Source organism: Pseudomonas sp. MEJ086, assembly GCF_030209025.1.
Taxonomy (GTDB): Bacteria; Pseudomonadota; Gammaproteobacteria; order Pseudomonadales; family Pseudomonadaceae; genus Aquipseudomonas; species Aquipseudomonas fulva_A.
Window position 1 is genome coordinate 74,422 of record NZ_JARVSV010000031.1, and the last position, 17,246, is coordinate 91,667.

Genomic DNA, 17,246 nt, shown 5'->3' on the forward strand with positions numbered 1-17,246 from the left:
TTTCGGTGCCCGAGCATGATCCACCGCTGGCTGTTTTTCCTGCTGCTGAGCCTGCCAACCCTGTCGTGGGCGGACGAGTCGCCGTCTGCCCCCGCGCCGATCTTCGATGCAGCGCAGCAGCAATGGCTGGCCGATCATCCCGTACTGCGTGCCGGGGTCGTCTTGCAGGCGCCCTATGCGCAACTCGACCGGCGCTTGCACCGCCTGACCGGTGCCAACGTCGAGATGATGCACACCCTGGCTGCCTTGATGGGCGTGCAATTGCGCTGGCGGACCTTCCAGACTCAGGAGGAACTGGAAGAGGCGCTGCACACTGATCAGATCGACCTCGCCAGTGGCCTCGGCCAGACGCCTGCCGGGCTGCGTCGCTGGGTGTTTTCCGACCCTTTCCTGCGGGTGTCGCATTTGTTGGTCGGCGAGCGCGACAGCAACGGTTCGGTGGACCTCGAGCAGCTCGACGGTCGTTCGCCGATTGCCTTGAAGGTATCGGATGCCGTCCTCGACTACCTGCGCAGCAGTTACCCGAAACTCAGGCTGGATACCGCCAGTTCGCCGCGTCAGGCCCTGCAACGGGTAATCAATCAGCAGGCCAGCTACGCGGTGCTCGATGAAGCGCAACTGGGGCGTCTGTCCCGTGAGCCGGAATTTCTCGGCCTGGCGATAGTCGGCGATATCGGTTTTCCGCAACTGCTGCGTGTCGCCACCCGGCGTGACTGGCCGGAGCTGTCGGCCATCGTCGATGTCGCGCTGCGCAGCGTCTCCGCTCGCGAGCTGGATGATCTGCACAACCGCTGGCTGCCGCCGAGCTATCTGCAGCAGGAAAGCTCGTCGAGCTTCTGGCGCGGAATCAGCCTGCTGCTCGGTCTGCTGTTGATCTTCGCCCTGCTGCTGGCGTTGTTGATGCGTCGCCAGCGCGACACCCTGGAGTTTCGTCTGCTCGCCGCGCGTCACGAGATCGAGCTGCGTGAAGTCGCCCGCGATGCACTGCGGCTGTCGCAGTTTTCCATCGACAACAGCACGGTGGGCATTCTCTGGGTCAATTGGGACAGCCACGTGCGCTACGCCAACCGCGCGGCGGAGGCGATGCTCGGCTGTCGCAGCGGCGCTGTGGTGGATCGGCCGTTGAGCGATTTCGAGCCGAGCCTGAACATGGACCGCTGGCTCAACCTGTGGCGGCTGGCGCGCAGTGGTGACGAGCGGCCGCCGAGCTTCGAGACCGAATGCCTGCGGGCCGATGGCAGTCGCTTGCCGGTGGATGTATCGCTGAGTTTTCTGCAATACCGCGATACCGAGTATCTGGTGGTGTTCATCACCGATGTCACCGAGCGCCGCCGTGCCCTGGCCGCGCTGCAGGAGAGCGAGGCGCGGCTGCAGGGCATCGCTTCCAACGTGCCTGGCGTGGTGTTTCGTCTGGAGCGGGCCCGGCCCGGGGACCCAGCGTTGTTCGCCTTCATCGGCGAGGGCAGCGAAAGCCTGGTCGGCTATCGGGCATCGACACTGCTGGCGCCCGATCACGGTCTGCGCAGCCTGGTGCACCCGGACGACAAGGCCAATTACCACCGCGTTCAGGATCGCGCCTTCGACAGTGACAGCGATTGGCATTGGCAGGGGCGCATGCTCACCCATTCCGGCGAGTCGCGCTGGGTGGACATCAAGGCCATGGCCAGGCGCATGGCCGACGGTCGGCTGATCTGGGACGGCGTGGTCTGGGACATCAGCGAGAACAAACGCAACGAGCTGGCGCTGGCCGAATCGCAGATGCGTCTGCGCGATCTGTCGGCGCACCTCGAGAGCGTGCGCGAGGAGGAGAAGGCGCGCATCGCCCGGGAGGTGCATGACGAGCTGGGCCAGGTGCTCACCGTACTCAAGCTGGAAACCTCGATGTGCGAGCTGGGGTTCGCCGAGCTCGACCCGGGCCTGCGTGACCGACTGGACAACATGAAGAAGCTGATCGCCCAGTTGTTTCAACTGGTGCGCGACGTGGCAACGGCGCTGCGCCCACCGATTCTGGACGCCGGTATCGCCTCGGCCATCGAATGGCAGGCGCGGCGCTTCGAAGCGCGCACGCAGATTCCCTGCCTGGTCGAGGTGCCCGAAAACGTACCGCCACTGAGCGATGCCAAGGCGACCGGGCTGTTTCGCATCCTTCAGGAATCGCTGACCAACGTCATGCGCCACGCCGAGGCGCACACGGTGAGCGTGCGCCTGGAACTGCTCGGTGACAGCCTGCGCCTGTCGATCAGCGACGATGGCCGCGGTTTTCAGCCCGCTGCGGTACGTGCCGACTCCTTCGGTCTGGTGGGCATGCGCGAGCGGGTGCTGATGCTCGGCGGACAATTGACCCTCGACAGCCGCCCCGGCGAGGGTACCCTGTTACGTGTAAGGGTACCGCTGAGCGAGTGTGTGTCCACCGACTGAACAGGGGCTAAACGCGTGATCCGAGTACTGGTAGCCGAAGACCACACCATCGTCCGCGAGGGCATCAAGCAACTGATCGGCATGGCGCGTGATCTGCAGGTGGTCGGTGAGGCGAGCAACGGCGAACAGTTGCTGGAAACCTTGCGCAACACACCCTGCGAAGTGGTGTTGCTGGACATCTCCATGCCTGGTGTCAACGGCCTGGAGGCGATTCCGCGCATTCGCGCCCTGGCCCAGCCTCCGGCGATTCTGGTGCTGTCGATGCATGACGAGGCGCAGATGGCCGCCCGCGCGCTGAAGATCGGTGCTGCCGGTTATGCCACCAAGGACAGCGACCCGGCCCTGCTGCTCACCGCGATCCGCAAGGTCGCCGGTGGTGGGCGCTACATTGACCCCGATCTTGCCGATCGCATGGTCTTCGAAGTCGGCCTGACCGATTCGCGGCCACCCCACGCGCGGCTTTCCGAGCGGGAGTTCTCGGTGTTCGAGCGTCTGGTGCAGGGGGAGGGCGTCAACGAGATCGCCGCTCATCTGGCGCTCAGCAGCAAGACCATCAGTACCCACAAGGCGCGTCTGATGCAGAAGCTCAACCTCAATTCGGTCGCCGACCTGGTGCGTTACGCGGTCGAGCACAAGCTGGTCTGACAGCCCGACTTGTCTATTCGCGACGCGCTCGCCTCGGGCCATCGTCGATCGAATCGTGGGTGCGCTCCGAGGACGTATCCATTTGCGACACGGCTGTAGGGCTCGCCCTACAAGCGCCTTTCCGACTCCCTTATATCAAAGTGTCAGTACGCCCGATTTGCAGGTTCTAACGCCGGTCCTAGTCTTGAACCACGGTAGAACAACAGGCAGGTGCGGTGATGGGCGACACTTCTTCGAGCGACATCCTGGTCAGCTTTCGTGGCGTGCAAAAAAGCTACGACGGCGAGAACCTGATCGTCAAAGATCTCAATCTGGACATTCGCAAAGGCGAGTTCCTGACCCTGCTCGGGCCATCCGGCTCCGGCAAGACCACCAGCCTGATGATGCTGGCCGGTTTCGAAACGCCCACGGCCGGCGAGATCACCCTGGCCGGCAAGCGCCTGAACAACGTGCCGCCGCACAAGCGCGACATCGGCATGGTGTTCCAGAACTATGCACTGTTCCCGCACATGACCGTCGCCGAAAACCTGGCATTCCCCTTGAGCGTGCGCGGCATGAGCAAGGCCGACGTCGGCGAGCGGGTCAAACGTGCGCTGTCGATGGTACAGCTCGACGCCTTCTCAGGCCGCTATCCGGCACAGCTTTCCGGTGGGCAGCAGCAACGTGTGGCTCTGGCCCGTGCGCTGGTGTTCGAGCCGCAACTGGTGCTGATGGACGAACCCCTCGGTGCGCTGGACAAGCAGTTGCGTGAACACATGCAGATGGAGATCAAGCACATCCACCAGCGCCTGGGCGTGACCGTGGTCTACGTGACCCACGACCAGAGCGAAGCGCTGACCATGTCCGACCGCGTCGCGGTGTTCCATCAGGGCGAAATCCAGCAGATCGCCCCGCCGCGTGAACTCTACGAGGCACCTTGCAACACCTTCGTGGCCCAGTTCATCGGTGAGAACAACCGCTTTGCCGGCCAGTTGGTGGAGCGCAATGGTGACAACTGCACCGTGCAGTTGAGCCGCGGCGAGAAAGTCCAGGCCCTGGCCGTCAATGTCGGCCAGCCTGGCGATGCTGTGAGCCTGTCGATCCGCCCGGAGCGCGTTCGCCTGAATGCCGCCGCGCAGACCTGCGATAACCGTTTTTCCGGTCGTGTGTCCGAATTCATCTACCTTGGCGACCATGTTCGGGTGCGTCTGGAGGTGTGCGGCAAGACCGATTTCTTCGTCAAACAGCCGATTGCCGAGCTCGATCCTGCGCTCGCCGTCGGTGACGTGATCCCGCTCGGCTGGCAGGTCGAGCACGTTCGCGCCCTTGATCCGCAGTCGGCGGAATGATCGGCGTTTTCCGCTTTACCACAGCACTCGGAGCCAACATAAAAATGTCGAAGCTATTCTCCCTTTCCGCGCTGACACTGGGGCTGGTCTGCGCTGCACAGGTTCACGCCGCGGATCTCACCGTCATCAACTTCGGTGGCGCCAACAAGGATGCTCAGGTCAAGGCCTACTACCAGCCGTGGGAAGCGGCGGGTAACGGCAAGATCATCGCGGGCGAGTACAACGGTGAAATGGCCAAGGTCAAAGCCATGGTCGACACCAACAGCGTGTCGTGGGACCTGGTCGAGGTGGAATCGCCCGAACTGGCCCGTGGTTGCGACGAAGACCTGTTCGAAGAGATCGACTACTCGGTGGTCGGTGACAAGAACGCTCTGGTACCGGGCGCCGCTTCCTTCTGTGGCGTCGGCTTCTTCGTCTGGTCGACCGTCATGGCCTACAACGCCGACAAGCTGACCACCGCACCGACCAGCTGGGCCGATTTCTGGGACGTGAAGAAATTCCCGGGCAAGCGTGGCCTGCGCAAGGGCGCCAAGTACACCCTGGAGTTCGCTTTGATGGCCGACGGCGTTGCGCCGAAGGACGTCTACAAGGTGCTGGCGAGCAAGGACGGCCAGGAGCGCGCGTTCAAGAAACTGGACGAGCTCAAGCCTTACATCCAGTGGTGGGAAGCCGGCGCTCAGCCGCCGCAGTATCTCGCTTCCGGTGACGTGGTCATGAGCTCGGCCTACAACGGCCGTATCGCCGCCACCCAGAAGGAAGGCAGCAGCCTGAAAGTGGTGTGGGACGGTGGCATCTACGACTTCGATGCCTGGGCCATCCCGAAAGGCGCGAAGAACAAGGACCAAGCCCTGAAGTTCATCGCCTACACCCTGCAGGCTGAAAACCAGAAGACCTATTCGGAAAACATCGCCTACGGGCCGGTCAACCCGAAAGCGGTCGATCTGCTGGACGCCAAGGTCGCCGCCGACCTGCCGACCGCACCGCAGAACATCGCCAATCAGGTGGCCATGGACGTGACCTTCTGGGCCGACTTCGGCGAAGTCCTGGAGCAGCGTTTCAACTCCTGGGCTGCCAAGTAACGGCTCGCTCGAAAGGTGAAAGCGCAGCTGCTTTCACCCGTTGCAAGGAGCGCCTGCATGCAGGCGCTCCGGCTTCACCCCCGAATTCCTTATCTGTTTCACCGGAGTTAGCCCCATGGCCCTAGCAGTGCCCCATGCCGAGGTCGCCGGCCCCTCGCTCAAGCAGCGTCTGGCGCGCGCCGAGCGGATGAATCGCCTCAAGTCGCAGGCGTTGATCCTGCCGCTGGTGCTGTTTCTCGTCTTCACCTTTCTGGTGCCGATCGTGGCGCTGCTCAACCGCAGTGTGGATAACCCGGACGTGATCGGTTCGATGCCGAGAACCGTGGCCGCCATCGAAACCTGGGATGGTCGTGGCTTGCCCGCCGAGCCGGTCTATCAGGCACTGGCGCTGGATCTGGCCGAGGCGCGCGAGAAGCAGAGCATCGGTGACCTGTCCAAGCGCCTGAACATGGAGCTGGCCGGCTACCGCAGCCTGCTGGCCAAGACCGCGCGCTCGCTACCCTTCGAGGCCGAACCGGCATCCTACAAGGACGCGCTCGAGTCTTTCGATGAGCGCTGGGGCGATCCCGCCTATTGGCAGGTGATCCGTCGCAACACCAGCTCCTGGACCTCGTACTACCTGCTGGCTTCGCTCGACCATCGCGTCGATGACACCGGCGCCGTGGTCAAGACCACGCCGGATCAGGCCATCTACCTCGACATTTTCGCCCGCACCTTCTGGATGGGCGCGGTGATCACCGCCATCTGCCTGGCGTTGGCCTATCCGCTGGCTTACCTGCTGGCCAACCTGCCGACCCGTCAGGGCAACCTGCTGATGATCATGGTGCTGCTGCCGTTCTGGACCTCGATTCTGGTACGCGTCGCGGCCTGGATCGTGCTGTTGCAGTCGGGCGGGCTGATCAACTCGGCGCTGATCAAGCTGGGATTGATCGACCAACCGCTGGAGCTGGTGTTCAACCGGGCGGGCGTGTACATCTCCATGGTGCACATCATGCTGCCGTTCATGATCCTGCCGATCTACAGCGTGATGAAGGGCATATCGCCGAGCTACATGCGTGCGGCGATCTCCCTTGGCTGTCATCCGTTCGCCAGCTTCTGGCGGGTGTATTTCCCGCAGACCCTGGCCGGCGTCGGTGCGGGCTGTCTGCTGGTGTTCATCCTGTCCATCGGCTACTACATCACCCCGGCGCTGCTCGGCAGTCCGAGCGACCAGATGGTCAGCTACTTCGTCGCCTTCTACACCAACACCACCATCAACTGGGGCATGGCCACCGCGCTGGGCGGCTTGCTGCTGGTCGCCACGCTGCTGCTCTACGTGGTGTACAGCTGGCTGGTGGGTGCTGGTCGCCTGCGTCTGGGTTAATGAGCGGAGAATAGAAAATGCTGAGCCCTTACATGTCTCCCGTGGAGCGCGCCTGGTACTACGGCCTGCGCCTGCTCTGCGGCCTGGTACTGCTGTTCCTGGTGCTGCCGATCCTGGTGATCGTGCCGCTGTCGTTCAACTCCGGCACCTTCCTGATCTACCCGATGCAGGGGTTCTCGATGCGCTGGTACGAGGATTTCTTCGGCTCGGCTGGCTGGATGCGCGCGCTGAAGAACAGCATGATCATCGCCCCGGCGGCGACCGTGCTGGCCATGGTGCTGGGTACCCTGGCCGCCATCGGCCTGACCCGCTCGGAGTTCCGCGGCAAGGCGCTGGTGATGAGCCTGCTGATTTCGCCGATGGTGGTGCCCGTGGTGATCGTTGGCGTCGCCAGCTACCTGTTCTTCGCGCCGCTGGGGCTGGCCAACGGCTACCTGTCGCTGATCGTGGTGCACGCGGTATTGGGCGTGCCCTTCGTGATCATCACCGTGTCCGCCACGCTGCAGGGCTTCAACTACAACCTGGTGCGTGCCGCGGCCAGCCTTGGCGCCTCACCGATCACCGCGTTCCGCCGGGTGACCCTGCCGCTGATCGCTCCAGGCGTGATCAGTGGCGCGCTGTTCGCCTTCGCCACCTCCTTCGATGAGGTGGTGGTGACCCTGTTCCTCGCCGGCCCGGAGCAGGTCACCCTGCCGCGGCAGATGTTCAGCGGTATCCGCGAGAACCTCAGCCCGACCATCGCCGCTGCCGCGACCCTGCTGATCGGCTTCTCGGTGCTGCTGTTGCTGACCCTCGAGTGGCTGCGCGGGCGTAGCGAGAAGCTGCGTACCCAGGTCGAATAAGTCTCTACGTTTCGTAACCGCCGCACACCCCTCGGTTGCGGCGGTTTTTTTATGCCTGGGGATCGGGCGGAGTAAACTGCTGCGCTCTCCCGCGTTTCCCGGAAAGCCCCATGGATTTCGACGATCCCAGTTTTCGCGAGCTGCTCGATGCGCTGCACGACGGCGTGTACATCACCGATGCCGATGGCATCACCCTCAAGGTCAACAGCGCCTACGAGCGGCTCACCGGGCTGCGCAGCGAGGATGTGGTCGGCCAGCACATGCAGGCGCTGGTCGAGCAGGGGGTGATTTCCCAGTCGGTGTCGCTGCGGGTGCTCAAGGAGGGCAGGGCGCTGTCGCTGATGCAGAGCGTCAGCCAGGGCAAGCGCCTGCTGGTCAGTGGCACGCCGATCTTCACCGCCGAAGGCCAGGTTCGCTACGTGGTCAGCACCGTGCGCGACATGACCGAATTGCTGCGCATGAAGCACGAGCGCGACGAATTGCAGCAGCTCAAGCAACTGCGCAACAGCACCGCGCGCCTGCATGCCGGCCAGCGCGACGATCTGCTCGACGCTTCACCGGTGGCCGACCACCCGGCATCCGGGCGGGTATTCGCTCAGGCCCGCCAGGTCGCTGCCAGTGACGTGAAGGTCCTGCTGCAAGGCGAGACCGGGGTCGGCAAGACGCTGATCGCCCAGTACATCCACAAGAGCAGCCCACGGGCCGCGCAGCCGTTCCTGGCGCTTAACTGCGGTGCCTTGCCGGAAAACCTGATCGAAGCGGAGCTGTTCGGCTACGTGCCCGGCGCTTTCACCGGCGCCGGCAGCAAGGGCAAGCGCGGCCTGCTGGAGCTGGCGCACCACGGCACGGTGTTTCTCGACGAGATCGGCGACCTGCCGCTGGCCCTGCAGGTGAAGTTGCTCAAGGTCATCGAGGAAAGTCGTTTCATCCCGGTCGGCGGTCTGGAACTCAAGGAAGTGGACGTTCGCATCATCACCGCTACCCACCATGATCTGCGCGCCATGGTCGGCGACGGGCGATTTCGTGCCGATCTCTATTACCGGCTCAACGTGGTACCGATCCACATTCCGGCACTGCGTGAGCGGCGTGAGGAAATCCAGCCGCTGCTCGACTTCTACCTGACCGAATTCAATCAGCGCTACGGGCGCCAGCTCGAGTGGGGGCTGGAGGCTCTGGACGCGCTGACCGACTATTCCTGGCCGGGCAACATCCGCGAACTGATCAATCTGGTCGAGCGCCTGGTGGTTACCTGCAGCGGGGCGGTCGTCGAGCTCTTCGACCTGCCCGAAGAGATGCGCAACAGTGAGCGGGACGCCAGTGACGACAGCCTGCTGCCGTTGCGCAAGCAGGTCGAACAGCTCGAGCGACGGCTGATCCGCAACGCCCTGGTGCAGCACAAGACCACCCGCGAAGCCGCCCGCGTGCTCGGCTTGAGCCAGGCCACTCTGGTGCAGAAGATGAAACGCTGGGAGCAAGGCTGATCGGAAAATGGATCAGGCGAGGTCTTTCTGATCCATTTGCTGATCGCTGCAGCACCCCAATAGCCTGTGGCAAATCGACGCAAGCCGTCTACGGCAAGGGTTTCGTCAGGCTGGCACAGGAATCGCTATGACAGGCCCGAACCCGCAAAGCTGAACACCACATAAAAGGGCCTGATGATGAGTATTGCCGCATTCAAGATCGCCAATAAGCTGCTGACCGGCCAAGGCGCCGTCGAGCAACTGGCGAACGAACTGCCCCGTCTGAACATACAGAACCCGCTGATCGTCACCGATGCCATCCTGATCAAGTCGGGCACCGTCGAGCACGTTCTCAAGCAACTGGGCGAGCGCGCCTATGGCATCTTCGATGGCGTCGAGCCGGAGCCGGAGATCGCCATCGTCGAGGCCTGCACCAAGGTGTACCGAACGGGCGGTCATGATGCTCTGATCGGCGTCGGTGGCGGCAGCGCCATCGATATCGCCAAGGCGGTGGCCGGTTACGTCGGCCATGACGGCGCGTTGGAGGAGCTGTTCGGTGTCGATCAGGTCAAGCGTAAAGGCCCGCCACTGATCGCCATTCCGACCACGGCCGGTACCGGTTCGGAAGTGACCAACGTGTCCATTCTTTCCGACAAGCAGGCGCAACTGAAAAAAGGCATCGTCAGCGATTACCTGTTGCCCGACGTCGCCCTCGTCAGCCCGCTGATGACCCTTACCTGCCCGCGCAGCGTGACGGCGGCCAGCGGCGTCGATGCCCTGGTGCATGCCGTGGAGTCGTACCTGTCGGTGAATGCCTCGCCGATCACCGATGCGCTGGCCATTGGCGCCATCAAGCTGATCAGCAAGGCGCTGCCCAAGGCCTACGCCAACCCGGCCGACCTCGTCGCCCGTGAAGACATGGCCACCGCCAGCCTGATGGCCGGCATGGCATTCGGCAACGCCGGCGTGGGCGCGGTGCATGCCCTGGCTTATCCGTTGGGCGGGCGTTTCAATATCGCCCACGGGGTCAGCAACGCACTGCTGCTGCCCTACGTGATGGCCTGGAACAAGCTGGCCTGCGTCGAGCGCATGGCCGAGATCGCCACTGCCATGGGCGTGCAGACCTTTGGCCTGAGCGACAAGGCCGCTGCCGACCTGGCCGTCGAGGCCATGGCCGAGCTGTGCGCCAGCGTCGATATCCCCAAGGGCATGCGCAGCTTCGGCGTGCCGGAGGAGGCCATCCCGGCCATGGCCGAGGAGGCCAGCAAGATCGACCGCCTGATGCGCAACAACCCGCGTCGCCTGACGGCCGGCGACATCGAGCAGATCTACCGCGCCGCCTATTGAGCACCTGCAACAGCTGATGACGCGCCCCGGTTCTGCCGGGGCGTACTGGTTTACGTCCATACTAATAACATTGGTAATCCAAATGTCCGAACTGCACCAACAAGGCCCGGAGGCGCCCTACACGCCCCTTGGGCCATTCAAGCTGCGTCTGCCTTTCATCCATTACCGCTTCGAAATCTCCGACTACATGCAGGGTCTGCTGATGTGCGCGGTGGATCTGGCGGCGATCCCGCTGATGACCGAATTCCTCGGCATGCCCTTCGAGGTGGCGCTGGCGGTGGTCATGCTCAACGGCCTGCTGTACCTGATCCACCACCTGCTTGGCGACCCGGTAGTACCGGGCTGGATCACGCCGGCCATTCCCATGCTCATGGCCTATTGCAGCCAGTTCCCGGAGGGCGCCGAGCGGGTGCACGCGCTGATCGCCTTCCAGTTGATGCTGGGGATATTCTCCATCGGCCTGGGCATGACCGGGATGGCACGCAGGGTGGTGTCGCTGGTGCCCTCGGCGCTCAAGGCCGGAATCATCATGGGCGCCGGGCTCAGTGCGGTGGTCACCGTGTTCAAGGAGGGCGGCCGCTTCGACGCCTTCCCCTGGACGATCTCCATCGCCATCGGCGTGGCCTTCTACCTGGTGTTCTCCATGCACTTCCAGGAGCTGAAGAAGCGCAACCGCTTCTGGTGGAACTTCGCCAAGCTGGGCATCTTCCCGATCATCCTGCTGGCGGTGATCGTCGCGCCGATCTTCGGCGAAGCACCCTGGCCGAGCATCGAGTGGGGCATCAGCAAGCCCGACTTCATCACCCTGTGGAACGAATACACCGTGTTCGGCCTCGGTATGCCGCCGCTGATGATGTTCGTCACCGCCATCCCCACCGTGCTGGCCGCCTATCTGGTGGTGTTCGGCGACGTACTGAGCAACCAGGCGATCCTCGACGAGGGCGGCAAGGTGCGCCGCGACGAGAAGATCGACTTCGATCCCAATCGCTCGCACCTGCTGTTTGGCGGGCGTAATGCGCTGATGAGCATCCTCGGCCCCGATGTGGCGATGTGCGGCCCACAGTGGGCAGCCATGCAGGTGGTGATCACCGAGCGCTTCAAAGGCGGCGCCAAGGCGATGAAATCCATCTACGGCGGTGTCGGTTCGTTCCGCTGGGGCACCAATACCGGCTTGCTGCTATTGCCGGTGGTGACTCTGGTGCAGCCGATTCTCGGCGTTGCCCTGGCGCTGACCCTGCTCATTCAGGGCTACGTGAGCGTACGCCTCGGCATCATGGAAGCGCGCAGCCAGCGCGATCTGGGCATTGCCGGGGTGATCGGCGCGGTGCTGGCGATCAAGGGCGCCGGCTGGGCGTTCGCCATCGGTCTCGGCCTGTGCCTGCTGATCTATGGCACCCGCTTCTTCCGCGGCGAGAACGACCAGACCTTCAGCAAGGACCTGCCGCCCGCCGAACCGGTCGGCAAAGACTAACTATCAATCCGGGAACCGACGGCTCCCGGCCACTGGAGAGATCATGAAACTCAACGATCCCGATCTGCTGCGTCATCAGGCCTATATCAATGGTCAGTGGCGCGACGCCAGCGACGGCGCCACCACGGAAATCTTCAATCCGGCCAATGGTGAATCCCTGGGCCGCGTGCCGAACCTGGGCGCCGCCCAGACCCGCGCGGCCATCGAGGCTGCCCGTGATGCCCAGCCGGCCTGGCGCGCGCTGACCGCCAAGGAGCGCGCTGCGCGCCTGCGCAACTGGTACGAGTTGATGCTCGCCAATCAGGAAGACCTGGCGCAGATCATGACGGCCGAGCAGGGCAAGCCACTGAGCGAAGCGCGCGGCGAAGTGCTGTATGCCGCCTCGTTCATCGAGTGGTTCGCCGAGGAAGCCAAGCGCGTCTATGGCGATACCATTCCCGGTCATCAGGCCGATAAGCGCCTGCTGGTGACCAAGGAGCCGGTCGGCGTGACCGCTGCGATCACGCCCTGGAATTTCCCCGCGGCGATGATCACCCGCAAGGCTGGCCCGGCCCTGGCGGCTGGCTGCGCCATGGTGCTCAAGCCTGCGCCGCAAACGCCTTTCAGCGCTCTGGCTCTGGCCGTACTGGCCGAGCGTGCCGGCATTCCAGCCGGGCTGTTCAGCGTATTGCCGGCAGACGCCGAGCGCTCCCGTGAAGTGGGCGCCGAACTGTGCGCCGATCCCATCGTGCGCAAGCTGTCGTTCACCGGCTCCACCGGTGTCGGCATCAAGCTCATGGAGCAGTGCGCGCCGACGCTCAAGAAACTGTCCCTTGAGCTGGGTGGCAATGCACCCTTCATCGTCTTCGCCGATGCCGATCTGGATGCCGCGGTAGAGGGCGCCATGGTCGCCAAGTACCGCAACGCCGGGCAGACCTGCGTCTGCGCCAACCGCCTGTACGTCCACGATGCGGTGTATGACGCCTTTGCCGAGAAGCTCGCGGCAGCGGTTGCCGAGCTCAAGGTCGGACACGGCGCCGAGGCGGGCGTGACCACCGGCCCGCTGATCGACGGCAACGCCGTGGCCAAGGTGCAGGCGCATCTGGCCGATGCGCTGGAGAAGGGCGCCAGGGTCGTGCAGGGCGGCAAGGCGCTGGGAGGCAACTTTTTCGAGCCGACCGTGCTGGCAGACGTAACCACCGAGATGCGTGTCGCCCGCGAGGAAACCTTCGGCCCGCTCGCACCGTTATTCCGCTTCAGCGACGAAGCCGAGGTGGTACGCCAGGCCAACGACACCGAGTTCGGCCTGGCCTGCTACTTCTACACCCGCGATCTGGGCCGTACCTTCCGGGTGGCCGAGGCGCTTGAGTACGGTATGGTCGGTATCAATACCGGGCTGATCTCCAACGAAGTGGCGCCGTTCGGCGGCATGAAAGCCTCCGGCCTGGGCCGCGAGGGCTCCAAGTACGGCCTCGACGAGTATCTGGAGATCAAGTACCTCTGCCTGGGTATCTGAGCGGCTCTTTCGAGGCGTTGGTAGAAAAGCCGATCAGCGTGCTTGAGGTTTGCACGCGTAGCAGCATGCACGGTGGACGGGTGAAACGTCGTCCACCCTACGACGCGGATCGCACTTCGATGGAGCTGGCTTGCCGGCGAAACGATAGTCGTAGCACCGAAATGGCAGCATGTAGGGTGGATGACGCTCTTTTCATCCACCTTCGTGGTTGCTGCCTGGTGGACGGGTGAAGCGTCGTCCACCCTACGACGCTGATCTCCAACGAAGTGGCGCCGTTCGGCGGCATGAAAGCCTCCGGCCTGGGCCGCGAGGGCTCCAGGTACGGCCTCGACGAGTATCTGGAGATCAAGTACCTCTGCCTGGGTATCTGAGCGGCTCTTTCGAGGCGTTGGTAGAAAAGCCGATCAGCGTGCTTGAGGTTTGCACGCGTAGCGGCATGCACGGTGGACGGGTGAAGCGTCGTCCACCCTACGACTACCGCCGCCATCTTCAGTGAGCGCGTTTGCGCGTGGGCATCTGCTCCGGCATGTAGCCCGGTCCGAGCGTAGCGCCACCCGGGGGCTGCGCCCAACCCAAGCTACGAGCGGTGCAGACTCCAAGCCGTGCGCCTGTCGATCAAAGGCCTGTCAGTCGTTACAATGCGCGCCACCGTGACCAAGCACTCAGAGGTGCGCCATGCAACCCTTCGCCATCGCCCCGTCGATCCTTTCCGCCGACTTCGCTCGCCTGGGTGAGGAAGTGGACAACGTACTCGCCGCCGGGGCGGACATCGTCCATTTCGATGTCATGGATAACCACTACGTGCCCAACCTGACCATCGGCCCGATGGTCTGCACGGCGCTGCGCAAGTACGGCGTCACCGCTCCCATCGACGTGCACCTGATGGTCAGTCCGGTGGATCGCATCATCGGTGACTTCCTCGAAGCCGGTGCCAGCTACATCACCTTTCACCCTGAAGCCACCCTGCACATCGACCGCTCCCTGCAGTTGATCAAGGATGGCGGCGCCAAGTGCGGCCTGGTGTTCAATCCGGCGACCTCGCTGGAGTCACTGAAGTACGTGATGGACAAGGTCGACATGATCCTGCTGATGAGCGTCAACCCAGGTTTCGGTGGCCAGAAATTCATCCCCGGCACCCTCGACAAGTTGCGTGAAGCCCGCGCCCTGATCGACGCCAGTGGCCGTGATATCCGCCTGGAAATCGACGGTGGCGTCAGCGCCAAGAACATCCGCGAGATCGCCGAAGCGGGCGCCGACACCTTCGTCGCCGGCTCGGCGATCTTCAATCAGCCGGACTACAAGGCCGTGATCGACGCCATGCGTGCCGAGCTGGCCCAGGTGCGTGGATGAAACCGCTGCGCGCGCTGTGCGCTGGTGAGCTGCCACGTCTGGTGATGTTCGACCTGGACGGTACCCTGGTCGATTCGGTGCCGGACCTGGCCACCGCCGTCGACCGCATGCTGGTCGAGCTGGATCGTGAGCCCGTCGGCGTCGAGTGCGTGCGCCAGTGGGTCGGTAACGGCGCGCGCGTGCTGGTACGCCGTGCCCTGGCCGGCGGCATGGATCATTCGTCGATAGGCGAGGCCGAAACCGATGCGGCGTTGGCGCGCTTTCTCGATATCTATGCCGACTGCCACGATCTGATCAGCCTGTACCCCGGCGTGCATGAACTGCTCGAAGCCCTGAGCACTGCCGCCGTCGAGCTGGCCGTGGTCACCAACAAGCCGGAGCGTTTCGTCGCGCCGCTGCTCGAGCAGGTTGGCCTGGGTGGTTATTTCCGCTGGATCATCGGCGGCGATACCCTGCCCCAGCAGAAGCCCGACCCGGCCGCGTTGCTGCAGGTGATGCGACTGGCTGGAGTGACGGCCGCGCAATCGCTGTTCATCGGCGACTCGCGCAGCGACGTACTTGCCGCTCGCGCCGCTGGTGTGCCTTGTGTGGCGGTGAGTTACGGTTACAACCATGGCCGACCGATCGCCGAAGAAGAGCCGCAGTTGGTGGTCGATAGCCTGGCCGAACTTCTCTGAGGGCGCACCTGCGGCATTTGGTTGCCTGAACCGAGCGGCTGCGCTACCTTGGCCGCTCGTTATTCCCCCTCTTCGAGATGCTCCCGTGGTGGTCACCTGCAAACTCTGGATGAAAGTCATCAAGGCCCTGGCCCGTTGGCGCTGGCGCGCCTGACTTTCACCTGCCGCAACAGGCGGCCCGTTCGCACTGACCGATTTTCCAAGCCACGAGGCTGATCATGATCCATGAAGAATTCCTGCGTTTGGCCGCTGAAGGCTACAACCGCATTCCGCTTGCCTGCGAAACCATCGCCGACTTCGACACGCCACTGTCGATCTACCTGAAACTGGCCGACGCGCCCAACTCCTACCTGCTCGAGTCGGTGCAGGGCGGCGAGAAATGGGGGCGTTATTCGATCATCGGCCTGCCGGCGCGTACCGTGCTGCGCGTGCACGACCACCGCGTGGTGATCAGCACCGATGGCGTCGACGTCGAACGCCACGAATGTGCCGACCCATTGGACTTCGTCGAGACCTTCAAGGCTCGTTACAGCGTACCGACCATTGCCGGTCTGCCGCGCTTCAACGGCGGCCTGGTCGGCTACTTCGCCTATGACAGCGTGCGCTATGTGGAACCGAAGCTGGCCGGGGGCGTCAACCCCGATACCCTGGGCACCCCGGACATCCTGCTGATGGTCTCCGACGCCGTGGTGGTGTTCGACAACCTGGCCGGCAAGATGCACGCCATCGTGCTGGTCGACCCGGCCGAGCCCGACGCCTTCGCCCGTGGCCAGGAGCAGCTGCAGGCCATCCTGCACAAGCTGCGTCAGCCCTTCACGCCGCGCCTCGGCGTAGACCTCAACAAGGCGTCGGGTGAGGAGCCGTCCTTCCGCTCCAGCTTCAGCCGCGACGACTACGAACGCTCGGTCAACGCCATCAAGGATTACATCCTCGCTGGCGACTGCATGCAGGTGGTGATCTCCCAGCGCATGTCGATCCCGTTCAAGGCCGCGCCCATCGACCTGTATCGGGCACTGCGCTGCATCAATCCGACGCCGTACATGTACTTCTTCAACTTCGGTGACTTCCACGTCGTCGGCTCGTCGCCGGAAGTGCTGGTGCGCGTGGAAGACAACCTGGTCACCGTACGCCCCATCGCCGGCACCCGTCCGCGCGGCGCCACCGAAGAGGCCGACCTGGCGCTGGAGCAGGACCTGCTCTCCGACGCCAAGGAAGTCGCCGAGCACCTGATGCTAATCGACCTGGGCCGTAACGACACCGGCCGCGTCTCGGAAATCGGCTCGGTGAAGCTGACCGAGAAGATGGTCATCGAGCGTTATTCCAACGTCATGCACATCGTTTCCAACGTCACCGGCGAGCTGAAGAAAGGCCTTACCTCCATGGACGCCCTGCGCGCCATCCTGCCGGCCGGTACCCTCTCGGGCGCACCGAAGATCCGTGCAATGGAGATCATCGACGAGCTCGAACCGGTCAAGCGTGGCGTCTATGGCGGTGCGGTCGGTTACTACGCCTGGAACGGCAACATGGACACCGCCATCGCCATCCGCACCGCAGTGATCAAGGACGGCGAACTGCACGTCCAGGCTGGCGCCGGCATCGTCGCCGACTCGGTCCCCGCCCTGGAGTGGGAAGAAACCCTCAACAAGCGCCGCGCCATGTTCAAGGCCGTTGCCCTCGCCGAACAAAGCGGCTCCTGAGTGCCTTGACGGCACCAGAGTCCCCAGGCTGCACACAAAAGCCCCATCCACCCGGATGGGGCTTTTTGCATCAG

12 protein-coding genes and 2 pseudogenes are annotated in these 17,246 nt (G+C 63.8%); all 14 read left to right on the forward strand.

Features of this window, described 5'->3' with window-relative positions; all coding sequences use genetic code 11:
- The first annotated feature begins 15 nt into the window (after nt 1-15).
- The 14 genes and pseudogenes from QRN22_RS20330 to trpE all read left to right on the forward strand — a co-directional run bounded on the left by QRN22_RS20330 (nt 16) and on the right by trpE (nt 17,172).
- Nucleotides 16-2,418, forward strand: a complete 2,403-nt coding sequence (locus QRN22_RS20330; protein WP_042556595.1) for a PAS domain-containing sensor histidine kinase — start codon at nt 16-18, stop codon at nt 2,416-2,418.
- Nucleotides 2,419-2,433: 15 nt separating this feature from the next.
- The gene (locus QRN22_RS20335) at nt 2,434-3,063 is read left to right on the forward strand and encodes a response regulator (protein WP_042556596.1); all 630 of its coding nucleotides are present in this window, start codon (nt 2,434-2,436) and stop codon (nt 3,061-3,063) included.
- A gap of 218 nt (nt 3,064-3,281) precedes the next feature.
- Nucleotides 3,282-4,391: an ABC transporter ATP-binding protein gene (locus QRN22_RS20340; protein ID WP_042556597.1), complete on the forward strand. Its 1,110-nt coding sequence runs from the start codon at nt 3,282-3,284 to the stop codon at nt 4,389-4,391.
- Nucleotides 4,392-4,435: 44 nt separating this feature from the next.
- Nucleotides 4,436-5,470: an ABC transporter substrate-binding protein gene (locus QRN22_RS20345; RefSeq protein WP_042556598.1), complete on the forward strand. Its 1,035-nt coding sequence runs from the start codon at nt 4,436-4,438 to the stop codon at nt 5,468-5,470.
- Nucleotides 5,471-5,585: 115 nt separating this feature from the next.
- The gene (locus QRN22_RS20350) at nt 5,586-6,833 is read left to right on the forward strand and encodes an ABC transporter permease (RefSeq protein ID WP_042556599.1); all 1,248 of its coding nucleotides are present in this window, start codon (nt 5,586-5,588) and stop codon (nt 6,831-6,833) included.
- 17 nt (nt 6,834-6,850) lie between these two features.
- Nucleotides 6,851-7,675 carry an ABC transporter permease gene (locus QRN22_RS20355; protein WP_042556600.1) on the forward strand — a complete coding sequence of 275 codons (825 nt, stop codon included), beginning with the start codon at nt 6,851-6,853 and terminating at the stop codon, nt 7,673-7,675.
- A 110-nt stretch (nt 7,676-7,785) separates the two neighbouring features.
- Nucleotides 7,786-9,156, forward strand: a complete 1,371-nt coding sequence (locus tag QRN22_RS20360) for a sigma-54 interaction domain-containing protein (RefSeq protein ID WP_042556601.1) — start codon at nt 7,786-7,788, stop codon at nt 9,154-9,156.
- A gap of 177 nt (nt 9,157-9,333) precedes the next feature.
- The gene (locus tag QRN22_RS20365; protein WP_042556630.1) at nt 9,334-10,482 is read left to right on the forward strand and encodes an iron-containing alcohol dehydrogenase; all 1,149 of its coding nucleotides are present in this window, start codon (nt 9,334-9,336) and stop codon (nt 10,480-10,482) included.
- An 82-nt stretch (nt 10,483-10,564) separates the two neighbouring features.
- A complete protein-coding gene (locus QRN22_RS20370; protein WP_042556602.1) occupies nt 10,565-11,953 on the forward strand; it encodes a membrane protein in 1,389 nt (462 codons plus the stop codon).
- A 43-nt stretch (nt 11,954-11,996) separates the two neighbouring features.
- Entirely contained in the window at nt 11,997-13,448 is a 1,452-nt protein-coding gene (gabD, locus tag QRN22_RS20375) for an NADP-dependent succinate-semialdehyde dehydrogenase (protein ID WP_042556603.1), read from the forward strand.
- Between the two features lie 245 nt (nt 13,449-13,693).
- Nucleotides 13,694-13,819 (forward strand): annotated as a pseudogene (locus tag QRN22_RS20380) (aldehyde dehydrogenase family protein); the annotation flags it as partial.
- Between the two features lie 304 nt (nt 13,820-14,123).
- Complete coding sequence (gene rpe, locus QRN22_RS20385; RefSeq protein ID WP_042556604.1) at nt 14,124-14,798, forward strand: ribulose-phosphate 3-epimerase; 675 nt, start codon at nt 14,124-14,126, stop codon at nt 14,796-14,798.
- Nucleotides 14,795-15,629: pseudogene (locus QRN22_RS20390) on the forward strand (phosphoglycolate phosphatase). Before rpe ends, QRN22_RS20390 begins: the two are co-directional and overlap by 4 nt.
- Nucleotides 15,630-15,693: 64 nt before the next feature.
- Nucleotides 15,694-17,172: an anthranilate synthase component I gene (trpE, locus tag QRN22_RS20395; RefSeq protein ID WP_042556606.1), complete on the forward strand. Its 1,479-nt coding sequence runs from the start codon at nt 15,694-15,696 to the stop codon at nt 17,170-17,172.
- The last annotated feature ends 74 nt before the right edge of the window (nt 17,173-17,246 follow it).

Coding starts and splice junctions, on each gene's coding strand:
- QRN22_RS20370 (WP_042556602.1), top strand. CDS start 10,565: ATGTCCGAACTGCACCAACAAGGCCCGGAGGCGCCCTACACGCCCCTT.
- QRN22_RS20355 (WP_042556600.1), top strand. CDS start 6,851: ATGCTGAGCCCTTACATGTCTCCCGTGGAGCGCGCCTGGTACTACGGC.
- gabD (WP_042556603.1), top strand. CDS start 11,997: ATGAAACTCAACGATCCCGATCTGCTGCGTCATCAGGCCTATATCAAT.
- QRN22_RS20360 (WP_042556601.1), top strand. CDS start 7,786: ATGGATTTCGACGATCCCAGTTTTCGCGAGCTGCTCGATGCGCTGCAC.
- QRN22_RS20340 (WP_042556597.1), top strand. CDS start 3,282: ATGGGCGACACTTCTTCGAGCGACATCCTGGTCAGCTTTCGTGGCGTG.
- trpE (WP_042556606.1), top strand. CDS start 15,694: ATGATCCATGAAGAATTCCTGCGTTTGGCCGCTGAAGGCTACAACCGC.
- QRN22_RS20345 (WP_042556598.1), top strand. CDS start 4,436: ATGTCGAAGCTATTCTCCCTTTCCGCGCTGACACTGGGGCTGGTCTGC.
- rpe (WP_042556604.1), top strand. CDS start 14,124: ATGCAACCCTTCGCCATCGCCCCGTCGATCCTTTCCGCCGACTTCGCT.
- QRN22_RS20350 (WP_042556599.1), top strand. CDS start 5,586: ATGGCCCTAGCAGTGCCCCATGCCGAGGTCGCCGGCCCCTCGCTCAAG.
- QRN22_RS20365 (WP_042556630.1), top strand. CDS start 9,334: ATGAGTATTGCCGCATTCAAGATCGCCAATAAGCTGCTGACCGGCCAA.
- QRN22_RS20330 (WP_042556595.1), top strand. CDS start 16: ATGATCCACCGCTGGCTGTTTTTCCTGCTGCTGAGCCTGCCAACCCTG.